An 18,670-nucleotide genomic window follows, 5' to 3' on the forward strand; every position below is an offset into this window, starting at 1 on the left:
GGAAACCGACTATGTATAAGGATTTGCTTTGGAAGGCAGCACTGGTAGCGTTTCTGATTGCAGTGGCGGGGATTTACGTCTATCCGCCTTCGGAAAAACTCAAACAGGGTCTGGACCTGGCCGGGGGCACCAGCCTGATTTATGAAATTGACGCCAGCGACCTGTCTCCGGCGGACCGCCGCGGGCTGGCTGAAAAGATGATTCCGATTCTGCTTAAACGCATTGACCCGACCCATGTAGCCAACATTGTCATGCGTCCTCAGGGGGATACCCGCATCGAAATTCAGCTGCCGGTCTCCAGCCGCGACACGATTACCAAGCGCAAGGCTTACGAAGAAGCGCTGATGAAGCTGGAAAGTGAAAACATCAACCTGCTTCAGATTAAACGTGCCCTGAGTCTTCCGGCCCAAACCCGCGATGCTGAACTGGCCAAATTCTCCAAGGATTCCCCGGAGCGCAAGCAGATTATCGATGAATTGACCTCGGTGTATGACCTGCGAAGCAACAAGCAGGCCGAACGCGATGATCTGGCCGCCAAGCTGGACACGATCAAAAAGCAGATGACTGAAATGGGGCTTCCCGAAAGCGGACTGGAATACCAGGTTCAGACCTGGGCCAAAGCCGCTCCCGAGGCACGCAAGACCCAGATTCAAGATTATCTCAAAAACGCCCTGCCGGCGGGGGTTACCACCAAAGCTGAAGAATTCCTGCCAATGATTGACCAGTACCTGGACCTGTATCAGGAATGGGCCTCTGTTGTCAATGAATTGACCGCAGAAGAAACCGGTCTGAACGCCAAGTGGGATGCGGCGGTCGCCAAACTGAGCACGATTAACCTGAATATTGACACTCTTCGTCAGATTCTTGAGATGCCCGCTAAATCCAGCCAGCGGGCCGAGATGCTCAAAACACTGCAGGAGAAATTTCCTTCCCGCGCCACAGCGATTCGCAACGTGGTTGCAGCCTATGATACCTATGCCAAAGTTGGCGGCAGACTGGATGACCCCGAAGACCTCAAGCGGATGCTCAAGGGCTCCGGTGTACTGGAATTCCGCATTCTGCCGACACCCGGTGATTCCGGCGTGGATGCCGCAGCCCAGCGTGAAGCCCTGAAGACCAAAGGCCCCAAAGGGGCTTCCACCGCCCAGTATATCTGGTGCGAGGTTGAAGATCCGACCACCTGGCAAGGCGGCATCGTCGAACAGTTTGGTGACAAGCTGTATGTGCTGGCCAGCAACCTCGATAACGAAAAGATGGTTCGCAGCGACAAGGCCTGGAAACTCAAACGAGCCTATCCGACCGTGGACGACCAGGGACGACGTGCCATCGGTTTTGTGTTTGACGAAGTGGCATCCAATATGTTTTATCGTCTGACCAGCGCCAACCTGCAGCGACCGCTGTGCATTCTGCTGGACAACATTGCCATTTCTGCCCCGAATATCAACAGCGCCATCAGTTCATCTGGCATTATCACCGGCAAATTCAGCCAGACCGACGTCGAAGACATGGTCAACAAGCTCAACGCCGGTTCGTTCCCGGCCCGCCTTTCGGAATTGCCGATTTCGGAAAAGACCATCGGCCCGGCTGTCGGTGCTGACAACAAGGATCGCGGTCTTCTGTCCGGCAAAGTCGCTCTGATCGCCACCGCTGTCTTCATGATGCTGTATTATCTGCTGGGGGGCGCCATCGCCGACATCGCACTGGTCCTCAACGTGTTGTTTGTGCTGGGAACCATGTCCATGCTGCGGGCCACCTTCACCATGGGTGGTATCGCCGGTATGGTGCTGACTATCGGAATGAGCGTGGACGCCAACGTGCTGATTTTCGAGCGTATCCGTGAAGAACTGCGGCGCGGCTCATCGCTGCGGGCAGCCATTGCCAACGGGTATTCACGTGCCTTCACGACCATCTTCGACTCGAACCTGACGACCTTCCTGACCGCCTTGATTCTGTATCTGGTGGCCTCGGAAGAAATCAAGGGCTTTGCTCTCGTGCTGATGATCGGTATCGCATGGAGTATGTTCACGGCCCTGTTTGTTACACGGCTGATTTTTGACTTCCTGACCAGCCGGGGCCTGCTGACCAAGGACCTCAAGATGCTGGGGCTGTTCCAGAAGATCAATATCAACTGGATGAGGATGCGGCCGGTATTCTTTGTTGTTTCCGGCTCGCTCATTGTGCTGGGTATGATTGCGTTCTTTACCCGCGATGAATCGGTCAACAGCAAGTATGACATCGAGTTCACCGGCGGCACCAGCGTGCAGATCGACCTGAAAGAAGGCACGGGTTTTGATCGCAGCAAAGTGGAAGAAATCTTCAAAAAGCATGTCGGCGATTCGCCGCTCAAAGCCGCCCGCATTAACAGTGTCGGCGACACCGGACGGCAGTTCGAAATCACCACCACCGAAACCAATCGCACCACTGCGATCATAACCATGAATCAGCCCGGCCAGACCGTGGATTCTCTGGCGAAAGCCATTCACCAGGCCGAAGACACCCAGCAGTTTGTTTTGTCCAAGCTGAATATTACCCCCAAAAATGCAACGACATTCGAAATCGTAACCTCCCGTGTCAATGCATCGATGGTCAAACAGGTTCTGATGGAAGCTCTCGGACAAAACGGAACGGTGTCTGAACTGCATGTGGACGAAGTGGTAACCAATGCCGTCCGCGAAGCTTTTGCCGATTACCTGGCGGTCCAGGAAAACCTCAATCCGGAAATCGTCTCGGTTGAAAAAATCGGTGAGTCCAACGGAGAATTGAATGACTTCCTGGGCGGCATTAAAATCGTCTGCAAGCTGGGCAGTGAAACCACCGCAGCCGATATTGCATCTCGTATCAATGAAATTCGCTTCAAGCCGGATATGCAGAATATCAAGTGGTATAACTACAGACTGCTCAGCACCGACCTGGCCGCTCTGGCGCCGGAAGACAAGATCACCGGGTTTGTCTTTGTCAGTGTGCACCCGGAAGCGGGTTTCCGTGAATTCAGTGATACGGAATGGACCAGCTATGTTGAAAATGAAAAGTCCAAACTGATCGCCGCCGGCTCGCTGGAAAGCACCCTGTCCCGGGTTACGCAAATTGATGCATCCGTCGGTTCCGAGGCCAAGACCCGGGCCCTGATTGCCATGCTGCTGTCGTTTGTGGGCATGATTGGTTATCTGTGGGTGCGGTTTGGTACCGCTCGGTATGGCTTTGCGGCAGTGGTAGCCCTGATCCATGACGTGTTAATCACGCTGGGCGTCGTGGTCTCCTGCACCTATATCTCCGAAACCGTCTTTGGCAGAGCACTGCTGATAGAAGATTTCAAGATCAACCTCGAACTGATCGCAGCGTTCCTGACCCTGATTGGTTATTCGGTCAACGATACCATCGTGGTCTTTGACCGTATCCGTGAAAATCGCGGCAAGAATGTTCTGCCGACGGCCCAGATTATCAACGACAGTATTAACCAGACCCTCGCCCGAACCATTTTGACATCGTTTGCCACGTTCATCGCGGTCTTTGTGATGTATGTCTGGGGCGGCTCGGGATTCCGCGGATTCAACTTCGTGATGCTGTTTGGTATCCTCATCGGGACCTACTCATCCGTCGCGATTGCAGCTCCCATTCTGATTACCGGAAGCTCCAAAAAAACCGAATAAAGACATCTTTTACTTGCTTCAATAGCCCAGCCGGGATGTCGTGAACATCCCGGCTTTTTTTGTTGAATAATCCGCTGGGACCTTTTACATTTTACATTGGCAACAGAACAGGACCGGACAACAGGATATACGATGCAAAAGGATTTGAAAATTGGAATGCTGGCAGGAGCCGGTATTGTTTTGGTTGGGTGGATTTTGTTTGCTCTATTTTCGGATAGTCCCCAGCAGCGGCGGTTCAAGCAATTTGAAACCGAACCCACCAATCCCGCTCCGCAAACAGTACAATCCGTCCCCGCTCCAGTGCCCCCCCTGAACCCGGCCAGCCCCTCTTTACCGACGCCGCAACAAAACACTTCTTCGCTGGACAATCAGCCTCAAATCCATATTGTCCAGCCCGGTGAAACCCTCGGTTCCATAGCTGCCCAATATTACGGCAATTTCTCACAATGGCAAAAAATTCTGGATGCCAATCAGGATAGTCTTCAAAAACCCGAGCAACTCAAACCCGGAATGCGTTTAAAAATCCCGCCCAAATAGAGTCCTGCTCATAATTCGATTGCTAACAACATCGGCCCGACAGGGTAAACAGAGTAATTTCCGCCGGACAATTAAAACGCACCGCCGCTCCGCTGGCTGCCGTCCCCCGACAGGTATAGCCCAGCATGTTGTTTTCACGCCACAGTCCCCGTCGAATGCGTCGCGGTACCGAGGCACTGGAAATCACCGAAATCCCCCCCGGCAGGCAGATTTGTCCGCCGTGGGTATGCCCCGAAAGACACACATCAAAGCCCGCCTTCTCGGCCTGCCGATACAGTTCCGGCGAATGGGACAGCAGAATTTTACAGGCATCCTCCGGAATGCCGTGACATGCCTGTCGGATATCATCTGCCAAAAAATAGTGACAATCATCCACCCCCGCAAACCACAGTTTTTGCCCATCACGTTCAATCGCCAGGTTATCATTTAATAGCATTTTCACACCCAGCGAATCCAGTATCTGGGCAATTTGATAAAAATCATGATTGCCCAAAATCCCCAATACCGGCGATTTTTTCACCAGCCCGGCCGCAAGTCGCTCCGTCAGACAGCAGGCCTTATCAGAAATAAAATGCTCAAAACAACTGTCGCCCCCAAATACACAGAGATCGTATTGCAGTGGTTCAATCAGCTTGAGAATCAAATCCGGCAGGTGGTCAAACCGTTCAACATGGATATCCGATACCCACAATAACCGAAATCCGTCAAAAGCCCTCGGCAGCCGAGGCAAATTCAGTACCACCTGTTCCAGGCGAATAGCCGTTGCATTGCGGTAGCCTCGTCCATAAAGCCCAACAACCTTGACCAGAAATTCTACAACCGGATTAAGAAAGTCGAAATTTTCCCAATGGATAAATCCCAGCAGGCCACGTTTGACCGCGTGCTTGCCGCCATGTTCTATCAATTCTCGATTTGGATGGATTGCTTTCATAGTCTATCGTATAGAGGGGAAATTGTACGGCCAAACCCGAGAATTGTAAATTGTAAAAACAAAGATTTGTGGTATAGTAGCCGCCCTATGAATTCAAGGAAATTTCATTTAAAAAACTTTGGCTGCCAGATGAACAAGCTGGATTCGGGTCTGCTCTTTAATGCCCTTTCCAGCAGGGGTTACGTACCTACCGACAAGGCCGGGGAAGCCGATGTCATCATCATCAATACCTGTTCGGTCCGTCAGCATGCCGAGGACCGCGTCTTGTCTCATCTGGGGCATATCAAACACCTGAAAAAGACCCGCCCGTCTCTGCTGGTAGCTGTTATCGGCTGCATGGCTCAGCGTATGGGGAAAGAATTGCTCAACCATGACAGCGTGGATATCGTCGCCGGCCCAGGCCAACTGGCCGAGGTTCCCCGCCTGATTGATGAAGCCATCGAGATACACACCAGCCGCCTGGCCGTCACAGAATCGATCCGCCGGCCGGATAGTCTCGAACATCAGCAGATTCTCGATGAATTCGAGATGGAATATGATTCTGACAAAAATCATATCAAATCGCAGGCCTTTATCCGTGCCATGCGGGGCTGTAACAACTTCTGCACCTACTGTATTGTGCCTTATGTGCGCGGGCCTGAGATTTCACGTCCGCCCGAGATGATTCTGGAACAGGCCCGAAAACTGGCTGATGCCGGCATCCGGCAAATCACGCTGCTGGGTCAGAGCATTAACGCCTATCGCTATGAACAAGGAGATAAAATATGGACGCTGGCCGACCTGCTCGAAAAGGTCAGTGACATCGCCGGCGTGCACTGGGTTCGATTCATCACCAGCCACCCGGGGTATTTTGATGATTCGATCCTTCAGGTTATGGCCGATCTGCCTAAAGTATGCCCGTATCTCCATATTCCTGCTCAGAGCGGATCGGACCGCATTTTGAAAGCAATGAATCGCGGCTATACATCCGCCTATTATCTGGCCCTGATGGACAAGGCCCGCGCCACCGTACCCGATATCGCGATCGCAGGGGATTTCATCGTCGGCTTTCCCGGCGAGACAGATCAGGACTATCAGGCCACAGCCGAACTGATTCGCCGGGTACGCTACAAAAATTGCTTTATCTTCAAGTATTCACCACGGCCGGGCACCCGCGCCGAACAGAATCTGGCTGACGATATTGCCGATGAGGTTAAACAGCAGCGCAATATGGAATTGCTGGAAATCGTCAATCAGATCGCCGAAGAGGACAACAAACGCTTTGTCGGAAAAACACTGGAAGTACTGGTCGAAGGCCCAAGCAAAAAGGCTCACCTGAATGCTGCCGACTCAGACGATAATCCGCAATTGATTGGCCGTACGGCCCATGATTACATCGTGGTCTTTAACGGCCCCGCCTCGCTGGCCGGACAATTTGTCAAAGTCAGTATTTGCAAAACATCTGCACTGACGCTGTTCGGGACTCTGGCCTGATGCTATGTTCCGATTTTAGAATAATACGCTGCCAGCGATTGTACCAGGCCCGCGGCTGTATGGGGGTTGGCTTCCAGATGAATTGTCAGGTCGAGAGCCTGCAGTTGCCGTGTCGTCTCTGGGCCGATGGATGCGATTTTGACCGCTGCGTTTTTCACCAGCGTCTGATCAATCTGTTCAAAAAAGCCCTGCACCGTCGATGAACTCGTGAAGGTAATCCAGTCCGCCCCGCCCGACTCAATCAACGCAGCCATCTGGTCTTTTGCCTCCTGCGTCTGCTGTCTGGTCACTGTGGTGTAAATCCGAATATCCTCCACCGCCGCTCCGCTTTGCCGCAGGCTGTCGGCAAGGTCGTCGGTTGCCGCCCCCGACCGCAGCAGCAGAACATTCTTTCGCCGCAGGTCCGAATGCCCGGCCAGTTCTGCAGCCAGAGCCTTGCCGGTGAATTCCGATGGCACAAAATCCGCACGAATACCATATCGCAGAAGGGACTCCGCCGTCGGTTTGCCAATGCAGGCAATTTTGGCAGAACCCAATGCCCGGCTGTCCTTACGATATCGAGTCAGCAATTCCATCGTAAAATCGACCCCGTGCGAACTGGTAAACACGACCCAGTCGTAATCGTTCAAATCCCGGATGGCATTCTTCAGTGTCGGGCTTTCGACAGGCCCCTGCAGCTCAATGCATGAAAAATGAACCACACTGGCCGCCTGCTGGCTGAGCAGCTTGCCCAGACGCCGATTGCCCGCCGGGTCACGGGTAACAACAACCGTCTTTCCAAATAATGGCTGTGACATAAACCAGTTATATGCATCGGGACTCTTGGCGGCGTTGCCGATCATCACAATCGCCGGTGCCGACAATCCCGCTGCTTTGCATAGCGTATCAATCTTATCCAGCGGCCCTCTGACCATTTTTTGCCCCGGCAGCGTCGCATGTTGTATCACCGCCGCGGGCATATTGGCGGGTTTGCCGCCGGCAATCAGCCGCTCGGCAATCTGGGCCAGATTGCTCATGGCCATATACAGCACAATCGAGCCGTCAAACCGTGCCAGATAGTCCCAGTCGATAGAATCAAACGCCTTGTCCGCCGACGGATGTCCGGTCACGAACACCACCTGCGAACTGGTATTGCGGTCGGTCAGAAAAATCCCGCTGTATTCCGCTGCGGCCAACCCGGCCGTAATACCAGGCACAATTTCAAATGCGATCCCTGCCTGACACAACACCGCGGCCTCTTCCCCGCCCCGGGCAAACAGCGTCGGATCGCCGCCTTTGAGACGAACCACGGTCTTGCCCTCCAGGGCTTTCTGCACAAGCAGTGTATTGATCTGGTCCTGTTTGATGCTGTCGTGTCCGCCGCGTTTAGCAACAGAAATTCTCTCGGCAGCCGCAGGCGCATACTCCAGAAAATCTGCATTCGCCAGCCCATCGAAAATGACACAATCCGCTTCCGATAAACACCGGATAGCCTTAAGCGTAATCAGCTCCGGATCGCCCGGCCCTGCTCCCACCAGATACACCAACGGTTTTTTCATCGTTTAGCCCTCCTCCAGAATGTCTATCGCTCCACCCGAAATCATTTTTTCTGCTAACCCTTCAGCTACCGCCTGGGCCGCCGCAAAGTTACCTTCGACCTGACACCGCAGCTCATCCGTCCCATCCGGCCGCGACGCAAATGCTGACATCACAATCCGCTGTCCCACACGGCGGGCATACACTCCAACCGGCGCGTGACAGCCCGGATGCAGCCGCCGCAGCACAATCCGTTCCGCCTCCACCAGCGTACGAGTCTGCCTGTCATCTATCGCTTCCACAACCATACGCGTCGCCGCATCATCAGCCCGAACCTGCACCGCCAACGCACCCTGTGCCGGAGCGGGCAAAAAACGATCGGGCTCCAACATAAACGTAATGCGTTCCTGCAAGCCTAACCGCAACAGACCCGCCGCCGCCATAATCAGCAAATCATATTGTCCCTCATCCATTTTTCGCAGCCGCGTATTCACATTGCCGCGAATGGGCTTGATAGTCAAATCCGGACGCAGCCTGAGTAGCTGGGCCTGTCGCCGCAAGCTGGACGTCCCGACAAATGCCGACGGTGCAATCTGCATAAACGACCCAATCTTGAGCCGCGAGACTACACAATCAGCCGGATTTTCCCGAACGGGCACGGCAGCGATCATCAATCCCGCCGTATCCGCCGTCGGCAAATCCTTATAACTGTGCACCGCCACATCCGCCCTGCCGTCCAGCAAAGCCCGCTCCAGCTGCGTCGTGAAAAACCCCACCCCCTCCATCTTCCACAGCGGCTGCTCGACATCCTGATCCCCCCGCGTACTGACAATAACCAGTTCCGTGTGCAGGCCGGGGTGTTTATCCTCCAGCATCCGCGCAACCAGCTTTGTCTGAGCCAGCGCCAGCGCCGAACCGCGTGTGGCAATCCGCATAACCGTCATTGCCCCTTCCTCCGCCGTTTGGTATCCAGGAACAGCTTTCGGATCAGTTCAACTGCCTGGGCTTTATCGCCCCGGGCACGCGGTGAATCGGCTTCTTTGAGATATTGTATCGGCCCATGCAGCAGCTTTCGGGCCAGCCCTTCGGCAAACTGTTCCAGCCGCTGTTGATCGCTTTTGGCAAAATAACGGCGGTTCCGTTTGGCGTAGGAGCCTGCCTCACCCAAAATCCTGCCGGTCAACTCCGCAATCACCGCCGCCGTGTCCAGCGACTCCTGCCAGCGGATGAATCGCATGGTATGCTGACGAACAATCTTCTGGGCCGGCTCAATCCACACACTGCGATTGGCCCGGTTCTTTTCAACCTGCTCATTCAACTGATCAATGTTAATCAGTTCGACATGATCCAGACTGCCCACCGCCGGATCCACATCCCGCGGCACAGCCAGATCGATAATCAACAGCGGACTGCTCCGCTGAGAAAGATAATATCCCGCATCTTCGGCCGTCAAAACCGGATGCGGTGAAGCCGTGGAAAAGATCGCCACATCCGCATCCGCCAAATATTCCGGCAGGCATGCCAGTGCTGCGGCCTGAGCCCCTCGAATGGTCTGAGCAAGCTGCATAGCCGAATCCAGCGTACGATTGATAATCGTCAGGCGGCAGAGTGCTGACTTGGCCAGATACCTGGCCACTAATGCTGCATTTTCCCCTGCCCCAATCAAGAGTACCTTCGCCCCTTCCAGCCGGGATTTGGCCCGCACCGTCTCTACCGCCGCCATACTCAGCGACACCGCTCCGCAGCTAATCTCTGTGCCCTGCCTGACGGCTTTGGACGCCCGAAAGGCACAGTGCATCAGCTTATGAAAAAAAAACCGGCTGGTTCCCGCCTCAATCGACTGCGCATAGGCATCCTTGAGCTGATGCACAATCTGGTTTTCCCCCAGCATCTGCGATTCAAGACCTGCAGCCAGTGAAAATAGATGTTCTATGGCGACTTTGTCCTCAAATACGTCGCAATAACTTTGCCAGATTGCCACCGCCTCGGGCTTGACCACAGACAATGCCTTCTCGACAATGGCTTCAGGTTTGACTTTTTTGGGACAATTCAGATATAATTCAGTACGATTACAGGTGCAAAGCACCATCGCTTCGACTGCATCCTCGGCAGATCGAAGAACCTCCAGGAAATCCCGTTGCCGGGAAGAATCCAGCGAAACTGTCTCCCTTATTTCCAATGGCGCTGTATGAAAATTAATACTATAACAGATAAAATGCATCTGGATCGAAATCTTCTGTTGAGGCTATTCTTTACCGACCAGCTAAGACCACGCAAAGGGGTTACTCTACCATACAAACCCTGACGATGCAATGGACTGACCAAAGGTGCCCACTGATACAGATAAAAATAGATTCATTAAAGTTACAACCTGCCTGGAATACCCCGCTGATTTCTGATAATCATAATACAGATTATTTTGCTCCTCAATTGTACAAAGTCGGATTTTCCTGCCATTTTTTATCTTTTTCATGCCCATATTGCGTAACCCGCGGCTGGCGCTGGCGAAGCCGGACCGACTCTATCCCGCATTTGGCCGCTTCCGAGAAATGATTCTTGCCGACACACTCCAGCCGGAGAGTATAGTCTCCCGGCTCCGGCCAGAAATCCAGCAGGTGATATTCTTGGGAACGAATGTCCTTATGATAGAAATCCAGTCTGGGACCGATTTTCACACCATTGAGCGTGGCCTGATAAATCCCGTAATCCGGCGCCTGGGTCGCCACAATCAGCAGACGCACCGGTTGTTTCTTTTCCACCTTGAAAGGAATTTCAATCCAGCCATTATCCAGCGATGTGGGACTGTAGAATAACTGCGATTTAGGATATAAATCCGGCAGTTCCTGAGCACTTGCGGCTCCTGGGCCATGATATGTGTCAGCAGTGAATTCTGCAGCATAGATGATTTGCAGGTCCAGTGAGGGAAGCCATCGCTGCTGGGCCGTGGGCAGAGGGGGATTAAACGTGGGTTTGCCGGTCTGGTACCAGAATGCAACACTTGAATAATCATCCTGCCGCTCATTCCAGCTTGTGGTCTTGAAGTCGGGATTCTCATCCGGAGATATCCAGCCGTAATGCTCAAGCGTCACCCGGATGCCCTTCTGGAAGACAATCGGGTCCTGGATGTGCCAGCGATACGCGCTCGTATGGCCACCGACAATGCCCCACTGGTCAAAATAAGGCACGCCAAAATACGGCGTACTGGTGGTTTTTAACCCCCAGGCGCTCAAGAAATAATCCTCTGTCCCCGTGCCCCAGATGGAAGGACTTTTCTCGCCGTCGATATAAATCTTTTCGTCGCCTTCCCCAAACCACGATGGACTGCGAGTCCGCACGCTCAGTACGGTCCCCACATAATGCCCCTTGCCCTGTGTGTCGAGAATCACGTAATCCTTGCCACCCTCGACAGGGTATTCCTGGCGGTAGCGGGCATAGAAATACGGAGTATCCTTGTCGATGCGGTCTTTTTTAATCCAGTCGATATTGTGATACAGCAGGCTGATGGGCTTGTCAGGATTCTGATTCTCAATTTCAATCCGGGCCGACTTGCGGAACGGCATGTGCCAGAAACAGTTATACGAATCGCCGTCTTCAACAATCACCGGCAAACTGATGACCTCGCTGCGTTTGCCGAAGGCATTGGCAAAAAAATCGCCAACCGGCGCCTCGACGGCAGGCTCTTTGGCCCCGTCCCAGTACATGCGAATCACCATATCCTGATGGCTGGCCGAACCGTTTGGGGCCCAGGCCTGGGGTTCTGGCCCCAGAAACGTCAGCCAGATATGGGTAATTACGCCAGGCCCTTTCTCATCCATTAAAACTACGGTTTCGCCCGGTTTGACCTTCTGATTGTCATAGTTGTTTTCCTCGCCTTTGGCATACCGCCGCGTACTGGTCGTCCGCATACTCCGGCCATCCTTTGGCTCAGCAAGCTCGGCCAGCGACGCAACTGCCTGGCCGCTAATCCATACCATACTCAGGATGACCCCAACCGCATAATTCTTCGCACAAGTACCCATCCGAGACTCTCCTTAATACCCGCCGATCTATATCTTTTATTCAGGTTTTCATCCATAATTGCCAGGGAAAGAATAGAAAGCAGTCACATTATGCGGCCTTTCGGTATGGAAGTATGTTGTTGAAAAGAACCTGTGTTGCGAAAGACAAAACATAATGTTCCTTGTTTAATTCAAACTGAGCGATTAGACATCCAACATGTGCTTGGAGACACAAACATGGGGGTTCATCGTGATGCCTTCCTCAAAAACTGAGACATTTGAAAAATGTAAACCTCATGAAAAAATAGACTTGTCTCAATTTACAACACAAAATCGATCCGTTTGAGCACCTCAATATAACACAGTACCACCCCTTTGAGCGAATGAAAATTGTGGAAAAAGTACCAGGAAAATAGAGATGTGTTTTTCGGGCAAAAGAAAAAACGGAGAGGGCGGGATTCGAACCCGCGGTACCCAATGGGTACACTGGTTTTCGAAACCAGCTCGATCAGCCGCTCCGACACCTCTCCATAATCTAAAATCTTGCCAGCCAAGGTAATCTAACCCTAATTCCTGATATTTGCAAGCCCCTTTACGAGAGGTTTATTAAAAAGACCTGTTTTCCTGTATCAGGGTATATCACACCTTTATTATAGATTTATATTCAAACTCGTCCAAAGCTCATACAAGTTTGCATATTTTAGACACCTCCACCGGCCCAGCGATCGTGAAAAAAACTGTTTTTGAATCAAAAAAAGGGCATTCCTATTCCTGGCACAAAGGTTGCTACATTAAGAGCAGCTGATAGTATGTCAATGTGGAACCGTTTGCAGGACAGGACAAGCTATGATTCAAGACAATACCGTGATTCATCTGCTCGAATCAGCCATGCAGGCCGAGGGACTTCGCCAGCGGGCGATTGCCAGCAATGTTGCCAATATGAATACCGAGGGCTATCGGCGTATTGACGTCAATTTTGAGATGGAACTCAAAAAGGCGATGGCCAAAGGCGAAGATATAAATCCTGATAAAATCAAAATGGAATTCTATCAACCTCAAAATACCCCAATTAATGAACATGGATCCGATGTATCCCTGGATACCGAATTGGGGAAGATGGTTGAGAACTCTCTGCGGCACCGGGCTTATATGTCACTGCTGAAAAAGAAATACCAGCAAATGGATTCAGCGATCAAGCTGCAATATTAAGTTCTTGTATCAAAAGCCTTTGTGAGTGACCGATCGGAAAGGAATCCGTCCCGTGAAAATAGAAAGTAATATGTTTGACACAATTCATATTGCGGTATCGGGCATGAAAGCCACCAACCGCAAAATGGAAGTCATTGGGTCCAACATCGCCAATATGCAGACCACTGACACCGGCAACGGGCAGCCGTACCGTCGCCTTACGCTGGAATTCAAGGCCGAAGAAAGCAAAGACGGGGTTCATGGTGTGGAGGTTGGAGAGCTAAAACAGGACCCGAGTGATTTTCAGTATATTTTAGACCCGGGACATCCTCAGGCTGACGAAAATGGCTATGTCGCCATGCCCAATGTCAGTTGGCCCCGGGAAATGATCGACCTTAATATCGCCAGCAAAGCCTATCAGGCCAACGCCGCGATTTTAAAACGGTATCAGAAAATGATCGAAACCAGTCTTGAACTCCTTCGTTAAGGATTATCTTTATGTCCATACAATTTAATCCCAACCTGCAGTCTCCGGCCATTCAAAGCCCGTTATCGCAGCCGGGTATTCGGCAGGAAAACCCCGAGCAGACCACATTTGGTAACGCATTGCTCAATTCCTTTCGCCAGGTCAATCAGGACCAGACTGAATCCAACCAGTCCATTGTGGACCTGCTCAGCGGCAAACAGCAGGACATCAATACCGTCGTAGCATCCATGGCCAAGGCGGATATGAGTTTCAAACTTCTGGTAGGTGTTCGCAACAAACTGGTCGAAGCCTATAAAGAAACGATGCGAATGCAGATTTAGAATGGTCTCGGTGTAACGTTTTTTGACGGAATATCCCTTGTTTGACAAAATCAACGCAGTCTGGCAACGAATTGGATTGGTGCAGCGGGCGGTGCTTGCGGCAGCAATCATGGCCTGTATTATTACAGGCGGCTTGCTGACCAAGTGGGCCACTCGCCCTGAGATGCGTTTGCTCTATGGCAATCTCAGCGCCGAGCAGGCGGGAATCATTGCCGACAAAATCCAGGGGAAAAACATCGAATGCAAGATCGGCGCAGGCGGCTCCAGCATATATGTCCCTTCTGAAAAGGTTTATGAAGTCCGCGCGATGCTGGCCAAAGAGGGTCTTGGCCCCAAGGAGGGAGAACCTGGGTATGAAATATTCGATAACGAGAAACTCGGTGTCAGTCCCCTGGTTCAGAAACTCAATTACAACCGTGCGTTGCAAGGTGAACTGGCCAAGACCATCCAGTTCTTCGACGGCGTGGAATATGCCCGTGTTCATATCGTTCGCCCGGAACAAACGATGTTCACCGGCGATGGCCAAAAGGCCAGTGCTTCGGTCATGCTTAAGCTGCGTCCTGGCTGGCGACTCAGTCAGGCCTCTGCCGCCGCCATTACCAATCTGGTTTCCGGAGCTGTCGAAGGTCTCAAGCCCGAGAATGTTACCATTGCCGACAGTCAGGGAAATCTTTTGACCGGAACCACCCAGGCGGATACGGTTGCCGCGGGAGCCAATACATATAAAGATTACAAAGCCGCGGTTGAACAGCAAATGACTGAGCGTCTGATGCGTTCCCTGGATTTGATTCTTGGGCCGGGTAAGGCCACCGTTCTGGCCAGTGCCATGGTGGATCTGACCAGCGAATCGGAAGTCAAAACGACCTATGAAAAAGGGATTCCCGAAGAGGAAACCGTGGATGAATCCTCCAATATTCAGCAGGGTTCACCTTCTGCGGATGGAAATTCCCCCAGTCCAGGCACGACAGAAAAAACCGGCTCTACCCAGAGCAAATACAAAGTCCCCCAGACCGTTACCACGCGACAAAGCGCGCCAGGCAAAATTACAAGCTGGTCAGTATCCATTATTGCGGATTTAACCAAACCGCAGCCGCCGGCATCGCAAAGCTCTGAAGCACAGGGTGCACAGCCGTCGTCGGAATCTCCGGCAGCAGCTGCCACCAGTCTGCTGCTGACAGAAGAGGATGTAAAGGCCATCGTTCGAACAGCCATTGGCCCTGAGCTGTTAAAAGAAGAAAATCTCACTGTCAAACATGTCCCATTCAATCGTCCGATGAGTCCTGAAATCAACGATGCGATGAGTTTTGATAAATGGGACCGCTATATCGAAATTGCCCGTCAATCCTCCATGGGCATTCTGGCCCTGTGTGCGTTGCTGGCATTGAAAATCTTTACCAGTGCCGGAAAGAAAGCCGCCGCGGCCGCCCAGCAATCGGCCAATACACTGGCTGCCGGGACAGCTCCCCTGCTGACCGCCGGCAACGGAGCAGATGCTGCCAATGCCATTCGTCAGCACATCGCGGCACAATTGCGTCAGAACCCCGAACAGGTGCGTCAATTATTTGCCAACTGGCTTGCTGAGGATCGGTAAACAGCCATGCTTACAGGAATTCAAAAAGCCGCATTGCTGCTGACGACGCTGGATCCGGCGACTGCAACCGAACTGCTCAAAGGACAGCCGGCCGATGTAGTGCAGAAAATCGCCATGGAACTGGCCCAGCTGGATGCCAAGGGACTCTGCGGCTCGGAACAGGCCACCATGATTAGCCGGACCTTCTGCACTGAACTGCAACATCGCGGCGGCGGCTCCCTGCACGTTAAAAGCTTTATCAGCAATCTTCTCCAGAGTACCTCGGGCAAAGAAAAGGTCTCTGATATCCAGTCACGTCTTGAAAAGGCTGTGCGTGAGAAAGACCCTTTTATTTATATAGCCAACAGCCCTGCCGAGCAGATCGCCGCCGCTGTGGGGACTGAACCGGCCCAGGCGATTGCTCTGGTATTATCGGCTCTTCCGCCCAAGCTTAGCACGGAAGTCCTGGCCAAGCTCGACGAGTCATTAAGTACACAGGTCATCTGGCGTATGACTCTCCCGCAGGAGGTGTCCATCAAAACCCTGCGTCGCATCGGGGAGATCGTATGTAATCGGCTGATGGAAATGAACTCCGAACAGCAGGTCCCCGTCATCAAGGAAAACGCCAGCAAAGAAACGCTCCGCCGGGTCGCACTCGTATTAAGCGGACTTCCCAAGGATCGCCGCGATAGTCTGCTGGAGCAGATTCGTAAACGGGATGAAGCCACTGCCAACACGGTCAAGGCCCTGATGGTGACCTGGGAAGATATTGTGAAAATTGATGATAAGTGTCTGCAGGGTCTCCTGCGGAAAGTGGAGGCCGGTATACTGGCAAAAGCTCTGTTTGGTGCAGATGAGGCAATCGCCAAGAAAATCCGATCCAATATTTCAGAGCGTCTCTCACAAATGATTGACGATGAATTGTCGCTGATTGGAGAACCGCGAAAAAAAGATGTACAGGCCGCACGCGAAGAAGTGGCTAAACCGCTGCGTGAAGCCAATGAATCAGGAGACCTGTTGTTTATTGAAGAGGAAGAATAGAGATGAACGGCAAGGTATGTGTTCAGCTCGATTCCGCGATCGGTGCGGTCCGTGTTCTTGAGGCCGGTGCCATCACACCCGACAAAGCCGCTGCGGCGGCCAAGGAAACCGCCGCTTTGAAAAGCAGACTGGAATCGCTTTGCCAGGCCCTCCAGCAGGCCGTCCAGAGGGTAGAGGCTTATGGACGCAGTCTGTTTGTCTCGCACCGGGAGCAGCTGATTCATCTGTCCCTTCAGATTGCATCGCGAGTCCTGGCCCGCGAGATAGAACAAGGCCATTATGGAATCGACAAGATTCTGACCCAGGCTATCCAGCAGAATGCGTCCGGCCCGATTCTTGAAATCCGGCTCAATCCGGACGACCTGAAAACCTGTGAGGACATGATCAAAAATGGCCACGTCCTTGTGGGGCAGGATGTCAAACTGACACCAGACTGGTCGGTGGGACGTGCCGAGTGCGTCATCGAAACCGGCGAGGGAACGATGGAATGCACGATCCAGGAACATCTGCGCCAAATTGAAATGGCCCTGCATCAGGTATCATAACCTATGACTGAAGATAAAACATTATCGTTTGTGGATTTTGAACCGTTGATCCAGGCGGTACGACAGGCTCCCGTCGGATCACGCAAGGGGGCTGTAACCCACGTCTCCGGGCTGACCGTTGAAAGCAGCGGCCCGTCCGTGGGGCTTGGCCAACTGTGTCGGATACACCTTCAGAGCGGTGCTGTGGTTGAGGCCGAAGTGGTGGCGTTTCGCAAGGGCAACCTGGTCCTGCTGCCGCTGGATTCCATCGAAGGGATCCGGCCCGGCGATATGGTCAGTGCCACCGACAAACCCCGGATGGTGTACGTCGGCCCGGATCTGATGGGCCGGGTTCTGAATGGCCTGGGCGAACCCATTGACGGCAAAGGCCCCCTGACGGGCCAGCTTCGTCCGATTCATAATACCAGTCCCGCTCCCCTGCGGCGCGAGATGATTACCACCCCCCTGTCCATGGGTATTCGTGCCATCGACGGTATTCTGACCTGCGGCAAAGGACAGCGTATTGGCGTCTTCGCCGGCAGCGGCGTGGGCAAAAGTGTCCTGCTCGGCGAAATCGCCAACAGCAGTGCCGCCCATGTCAATGTCGTAGCCCTGGTCGGCGAGCGTGGCAGAGAGGTCCGTGAATATCTTGAAAAAGACCTCGGTCCTGAAGGTCTGTCCCGCAGTGTCATTATTGTAGCCACCTCGGATTCCGCAGCCATTCAGCGTGTCAAAGCGGGATTTGTCGCCGCCACCATCGCCGAGTATTTTCGGGAACAGGGCAAAGATGTATTGTTTATGATGGATTCCCTGACCCGGTTTGCCCAGGCCCAGCGTGAAATTGGTCTTGCCGCGGGAGAACCTCCGGCGACCAAAGGATATTGTCCCAGTGTATTTGCCCTGCTGCCCAAGCTGATCGAACGTCTTGGCTGTGATGAACATGGCAGCATTACCGGCATCCTGACGGTACTGGCGGAAGGCGATGATATGAACGACCCCGTTGCCGACAGTGCACGATCCCTGCTGGATGGCCATATTGTGCTCAGCCGAAAGCTTGCCGATCGCGGTCATTATCCGGCCATCGATATTCTCCAGAGTGTCAGCCGCTTAATGACAACCGTAGCCACCCCGGAACACCGTCAGGCTGCACAGAAACTCCGAGAAATGTATGCTACCTACATCGATGCCGAAGACCTCATCAGTATTGGAGCCTTTGCACCCGGCAGTAATCGCCGGATTGACGGTGCGGTCGCTCTGATTGACAAGATACAGCAGTTTCTGGTGCAGCCCATTCGTCAGCGAAGCCCGTTTGATGAGACGGTCGAACGCCTGCGAGCCATCGCTGCCGCCTGGGATCAATTGCTCAGTGAACCTGTGGTCAAAACCAGTAAATCCGCCCCACGCGGCAGGGTGTCCTAAGAGGAGATTCGGAGTGTTCA

At 53.0% G+C, this 18,670-nt stretch carries 15 protein-coding genes and 1 tRNA gene; 10 read left to right on the forward strand and 6 right to left on the reverse strand.

Translation table 11 applies throughout. From position 1 onward, the window contains the following. Nucleotides 1-11: 11 nt before the first annotated feature. Nucleotides 12-3,647 carry a protein translocase subunit SecD gene (gene secD, locus ACQ9LF_RS06585; RefSeq protein ID WP_462488583.1) on the forward strand — a complete coding sequence of 1,212 codons (3,636 nt, stop codon included), beginning with the start codon at nucleotides 12-14 and terminating at the stop codon, nucleotides 3,645-3,647. 132 nt (nucleotides 3,648-3,779) lie between these two features. Further along, complete coding sequence (locus ACQ9LF_RS06590; RefSeq protein WP_462488584.1) at nucleotides 3,780-4,184, forward strand: LysM peptidoglycan-binding domain-containing protein; 405 nt, start codon at nucleotides 3,780-3,782, stop codon at nucleotides 4,182-4,184. A 22-nt stretch (nucleotides 4,185-4,206) separates the two neighbouring features. On the opposite strand, the gene ACQ9LF_RS06595 is transcribed toward ACQ9LF_RS06590, so the two are convergent. Continuing rightward, nucleotides 4,207-5,115, reverse strand: a complete 909-nt coding sequence (locus tag ACQ9LF_RS06595) for a metallophosphoesterase (protein WP_462488585.1) — start codon at nucleotides 5,113-5,115, stop codon at nucleotides 4,207-4,209. A gap of 87 nt (nucleotides 5,116-5,202) precedes the next feature. On the opposite strand from ACQ9LF_RS06595, the gene miaB reads away from it, so the two are divergent. After that, nucleotides 5,203-6,588, forward strand: coding sequence for a tRNA (N6-isopentenyl adenosine(37)-C2)-methylthiotransferase MiaB (miaB, locus tag ACQ9LF_RS06600; protein WP_462488586.1), 1,386 nt, complete (start codon nucleotides 5,203-5,205; stop codon nucleotides 6,586-6,588). A 2-nt stretch (nucleotides 6,589-6,590) separates the two neighbouring features. On the opposite strand, the gene cobA is transcribed toward miaB, so the two are convergent. From cobA to ACQ9LF_RS06625, 5 genes are all read right to left on the reverse strand, one after another. Then, on the reverse strand, nucleotides 6,591-8,126 hold the full coding sequence (gene cobA, locus ACQ9LF_RS06605; protein ID WP_462488587.1) for a uroporphyrinogen-III C-methyltransferase: 1,536 nt from the start codon (nucleotides 8,124-8,126) through the stop codon (nucleotides 6,591-6,593). Between the two features lie 3 nt (nucleotides 8,127-8,129). After that, on the reverse strand, nucleotides 8,130-9,047 hold the full coding sequence (gene hemC / locus ACQ9LF_RS06610) for a hydroxymethylbilane synthase (RefSeq protein WP_462488588.1): 918 nt from the start codon (nucleotides 9,045-9,047) through the stop codon (nucleotides 8,130-8,132). Continuing rightward, complete coding sequence (hemA, locus tag ACQ9LF_RS06615) at nucleotides 9,044-10,324, reverse strand: glutamyl-tRNA reductase (RefSeq protein ID WP_462488589.1); 1,281 nt, start codon at nucleotides 10,322-10,324, stop codon at nucleotides 9,044-9,046. The genes hemC and hemA overlap by 4 nt, the downstream gene beginning before the upstream one ends. A 205-nt stretch (nucleotides 10,325-10,529) precedes the next feature. Then, complete coding sequence (locus tag ACQ9LF_RS06620; protein ID WP_462488590.1) at nucleotides 10,530-12,122, reverse strand: glycoside hydrolase family 172 protein; 1,593 nt, start codon at nucleotides 12,120-12,122, stop codon at nucleotides 10,530-10,532. 423 nt (nucleotides 12,123-12,545) lie between these two features. Then, a tRNA-Ser gene (locus ACQ9LF_RS06625) sits at nucleotides 12,546-12,631 on the reverse strand. Nucleotides 12,632-12,947: 316 nt separating this feature from the next. Here ACQ9LF_RS06625 and flgB point away from each other — a divergent pair. The 7 genes from flgB to ACQ9LF_RS06660 are packed head-to-tail and all read left to right on the forward strand — an operon-like array spanning nucleotide 12,948 to nucleotide 18,650. Beyond that, entirely contained in the window at nucleotides 12,948-13,310 is a 363-nt protein-coding gene (flgB, locus tag ACQ9LF_RS06630) for a flagellar basal body rod protein FlgB (protein WP_462488591.1), read from the forward strand. A 52-nt stretch (nucleotides 13,311-13,362) separates the two neighbouring features. Then, entirely contained in the window at nucleotides 13,363-13,776 is a 414-nt protein-coding gene (gene flgC / locus ACQ9LF_RS06635; RefSeq protein WP_462488592.1) for a flagellar basal body rod protein FlgC, read from the forward strand. 11 nt (nucleotides 13,777-13,787) lie between these two features. Further along, nucleotides 13,788-14,096 carry a flagellar hook-basal body complex protein FliE gene (gene fliE / locus ACQ9LF_RS06640; protein ID WP_462488593.1) on the forward strand — a complete coding sequence of 103 codons (309 nt, stop codon included), beginning with the start codon at nucleotides 13,788-13,790 and terminating at the stop codon, nucleotides 14,094-14,096. Nucleotides 14,097-14,133: 37 nt separating this feature from the next. Further along, a complete protein-coding gene (gene fliF, locus ACQ9LF_RS06645) occupies nucleotides 14,134-15,687 on the forward strand; it encodes a flagellar basal-body MS-ring/collar protein FliF (protein WP_462488594.1) in 1,554 nt (517 codons plus the stop codon). 6 nt (nucleotides 15,688-15,693) lie between these two features. Further along, nucleotides 15,694-16,707: a FliG C-terminal domain-containing protein gene (locus ACQ9LF_RS06650; RefSeq protein WP_462488595.1), complete on the forward strand. Its 1,014-nt coding sequence runs from the start codon at nucleotides 15,694-15,696 to the stop codon at nucleotides 16,705-16,707. Nucleotides 16,708-16,709: 2 nt separating this feature from the next. Continuing rightward, nucleotides 16,710-17,252, forward strand: coding sequence for a FliH/SctL family protein (locus tag ACQ9LF_RS06655; protein ID WP_462488596.1), 543 nt, complete (start codon nucleotides 16,710-16,712; stop codon nucleotides 17,250-17,252). Nucleotides 17,253-17,255: 3 nt separating this feature from the next. Continuing rightward, complete coding sequence (locus ACQ9LF_RS06660; RefSeq protein ID WP_462488597.1) at nucleotides 17,256-18,650, forward strand: FliI/YscN family ATPase; 1,395 nt, start codon at nucleotides 17,256-17,258, stop codon at nucleotides 18,648-18,650. Nucleotides 18,651-18,670 lie beyond the last annotated feature (20 nt).

It is taken from the genome of Anaeroglomus insulsum, from assembly GCF_050689095.1.
Lineage (GTDB): Bacteria > Planctomycetota > Phycisphaerae > Sedimentisphaerales > Anaerohalosphaeraceae > Anaeroglomus > Anaeroglomus insulsum.

Bases quoted from the DNA above. Each gene is read 5' to 3' on its own strand.
- secD (WP_462488583.1), top strand. From the start codon at position 12: ATGTATAAGGATTTGCTTTGGAAGGCAGCACTGGTAGCGTTTCTGATT.
- ACQ9LF_RS06590 (WP_462488584.1), top strand. From the start codon at position 3,780: ATGCAAAAGGATTTGAAAATTGGAATGCTGGCAGGAGCCGGTATTGTT.
- ACQ9LF_RS06595 (WP_462488585.1), bottom strand. From the start codon at position 5,115: ATGAAAGCAATCCATCCAAATCGAGAATTGATAGAACATGGCGGCAAG.
- miaB (WP_462488586.1), top strand. From the start codon at position 5,203: ATGAATTCAAGGAAATTTCATTTAAAAAACTTTGGCTGCCAGATGAAC.
- cobA (WP_462488587.1), bottom strand. From the start codon at position 8,126: ATGAAAAAACCGTTGGTGTATCTGGTGGGAGCAGGGCCGGGCGATCCG.
- hemC (WP_462488588.1), bottom strand. From the start codon at position 9,047: ATGACGGTTATGCGGATTGCCACACGCGGTTCGGCGCTGGCGCTGGCT.
- hemA (WP_462488589.1), bottom strand. From the start codon at position 10,324: ATGCATTTTATCTGTTATAGTATTAATTTTCATACAGCGCCATTGGAA.
- ACQ9LF_RS06620 (WP_462488590.1), bottom strand. From the start codon at position 12,122: ATGGGTACTTGTGCGAAGAATTATGCGGTTGGGGTCATCCTGAGTATG.
- flgB (WP_462488591.1), top strand. From the start codon at position 12,948: ATGATTCAAGACAATACCGTGATTCATCTGCTCGAATCAGCCATGCAG.
- fliE (WP_462488593.1), top strand. From the start codon at position 13,788: ATGTCCATACAATTTAATCCCAACCTGCAGTCTCCGGCCATTCAAAGC.
- ACQ9LF_RS06650 (WP_462488595.1), top strand. From the start codon at position 15,694: ATGCTTACAGGAATTCAAAAAGCCGCATTGCTGCTGACGACGCTGGAT.
- ACQ9LF_RS06655 (WP_462488596.1), top strand. From the start codon at position 16,710: ATGAACGGCAAGGTATGTGTTCAGCTCGATTCCGCGATCGGTGCGGTC.
- ACQ9LF_RS06660 (WP_462488597.1), top strand. From the start codon at position 17,256: ATGACTGAAGATAAAACATTATCGTTTGTGGATTTTGAACCGTTGATC.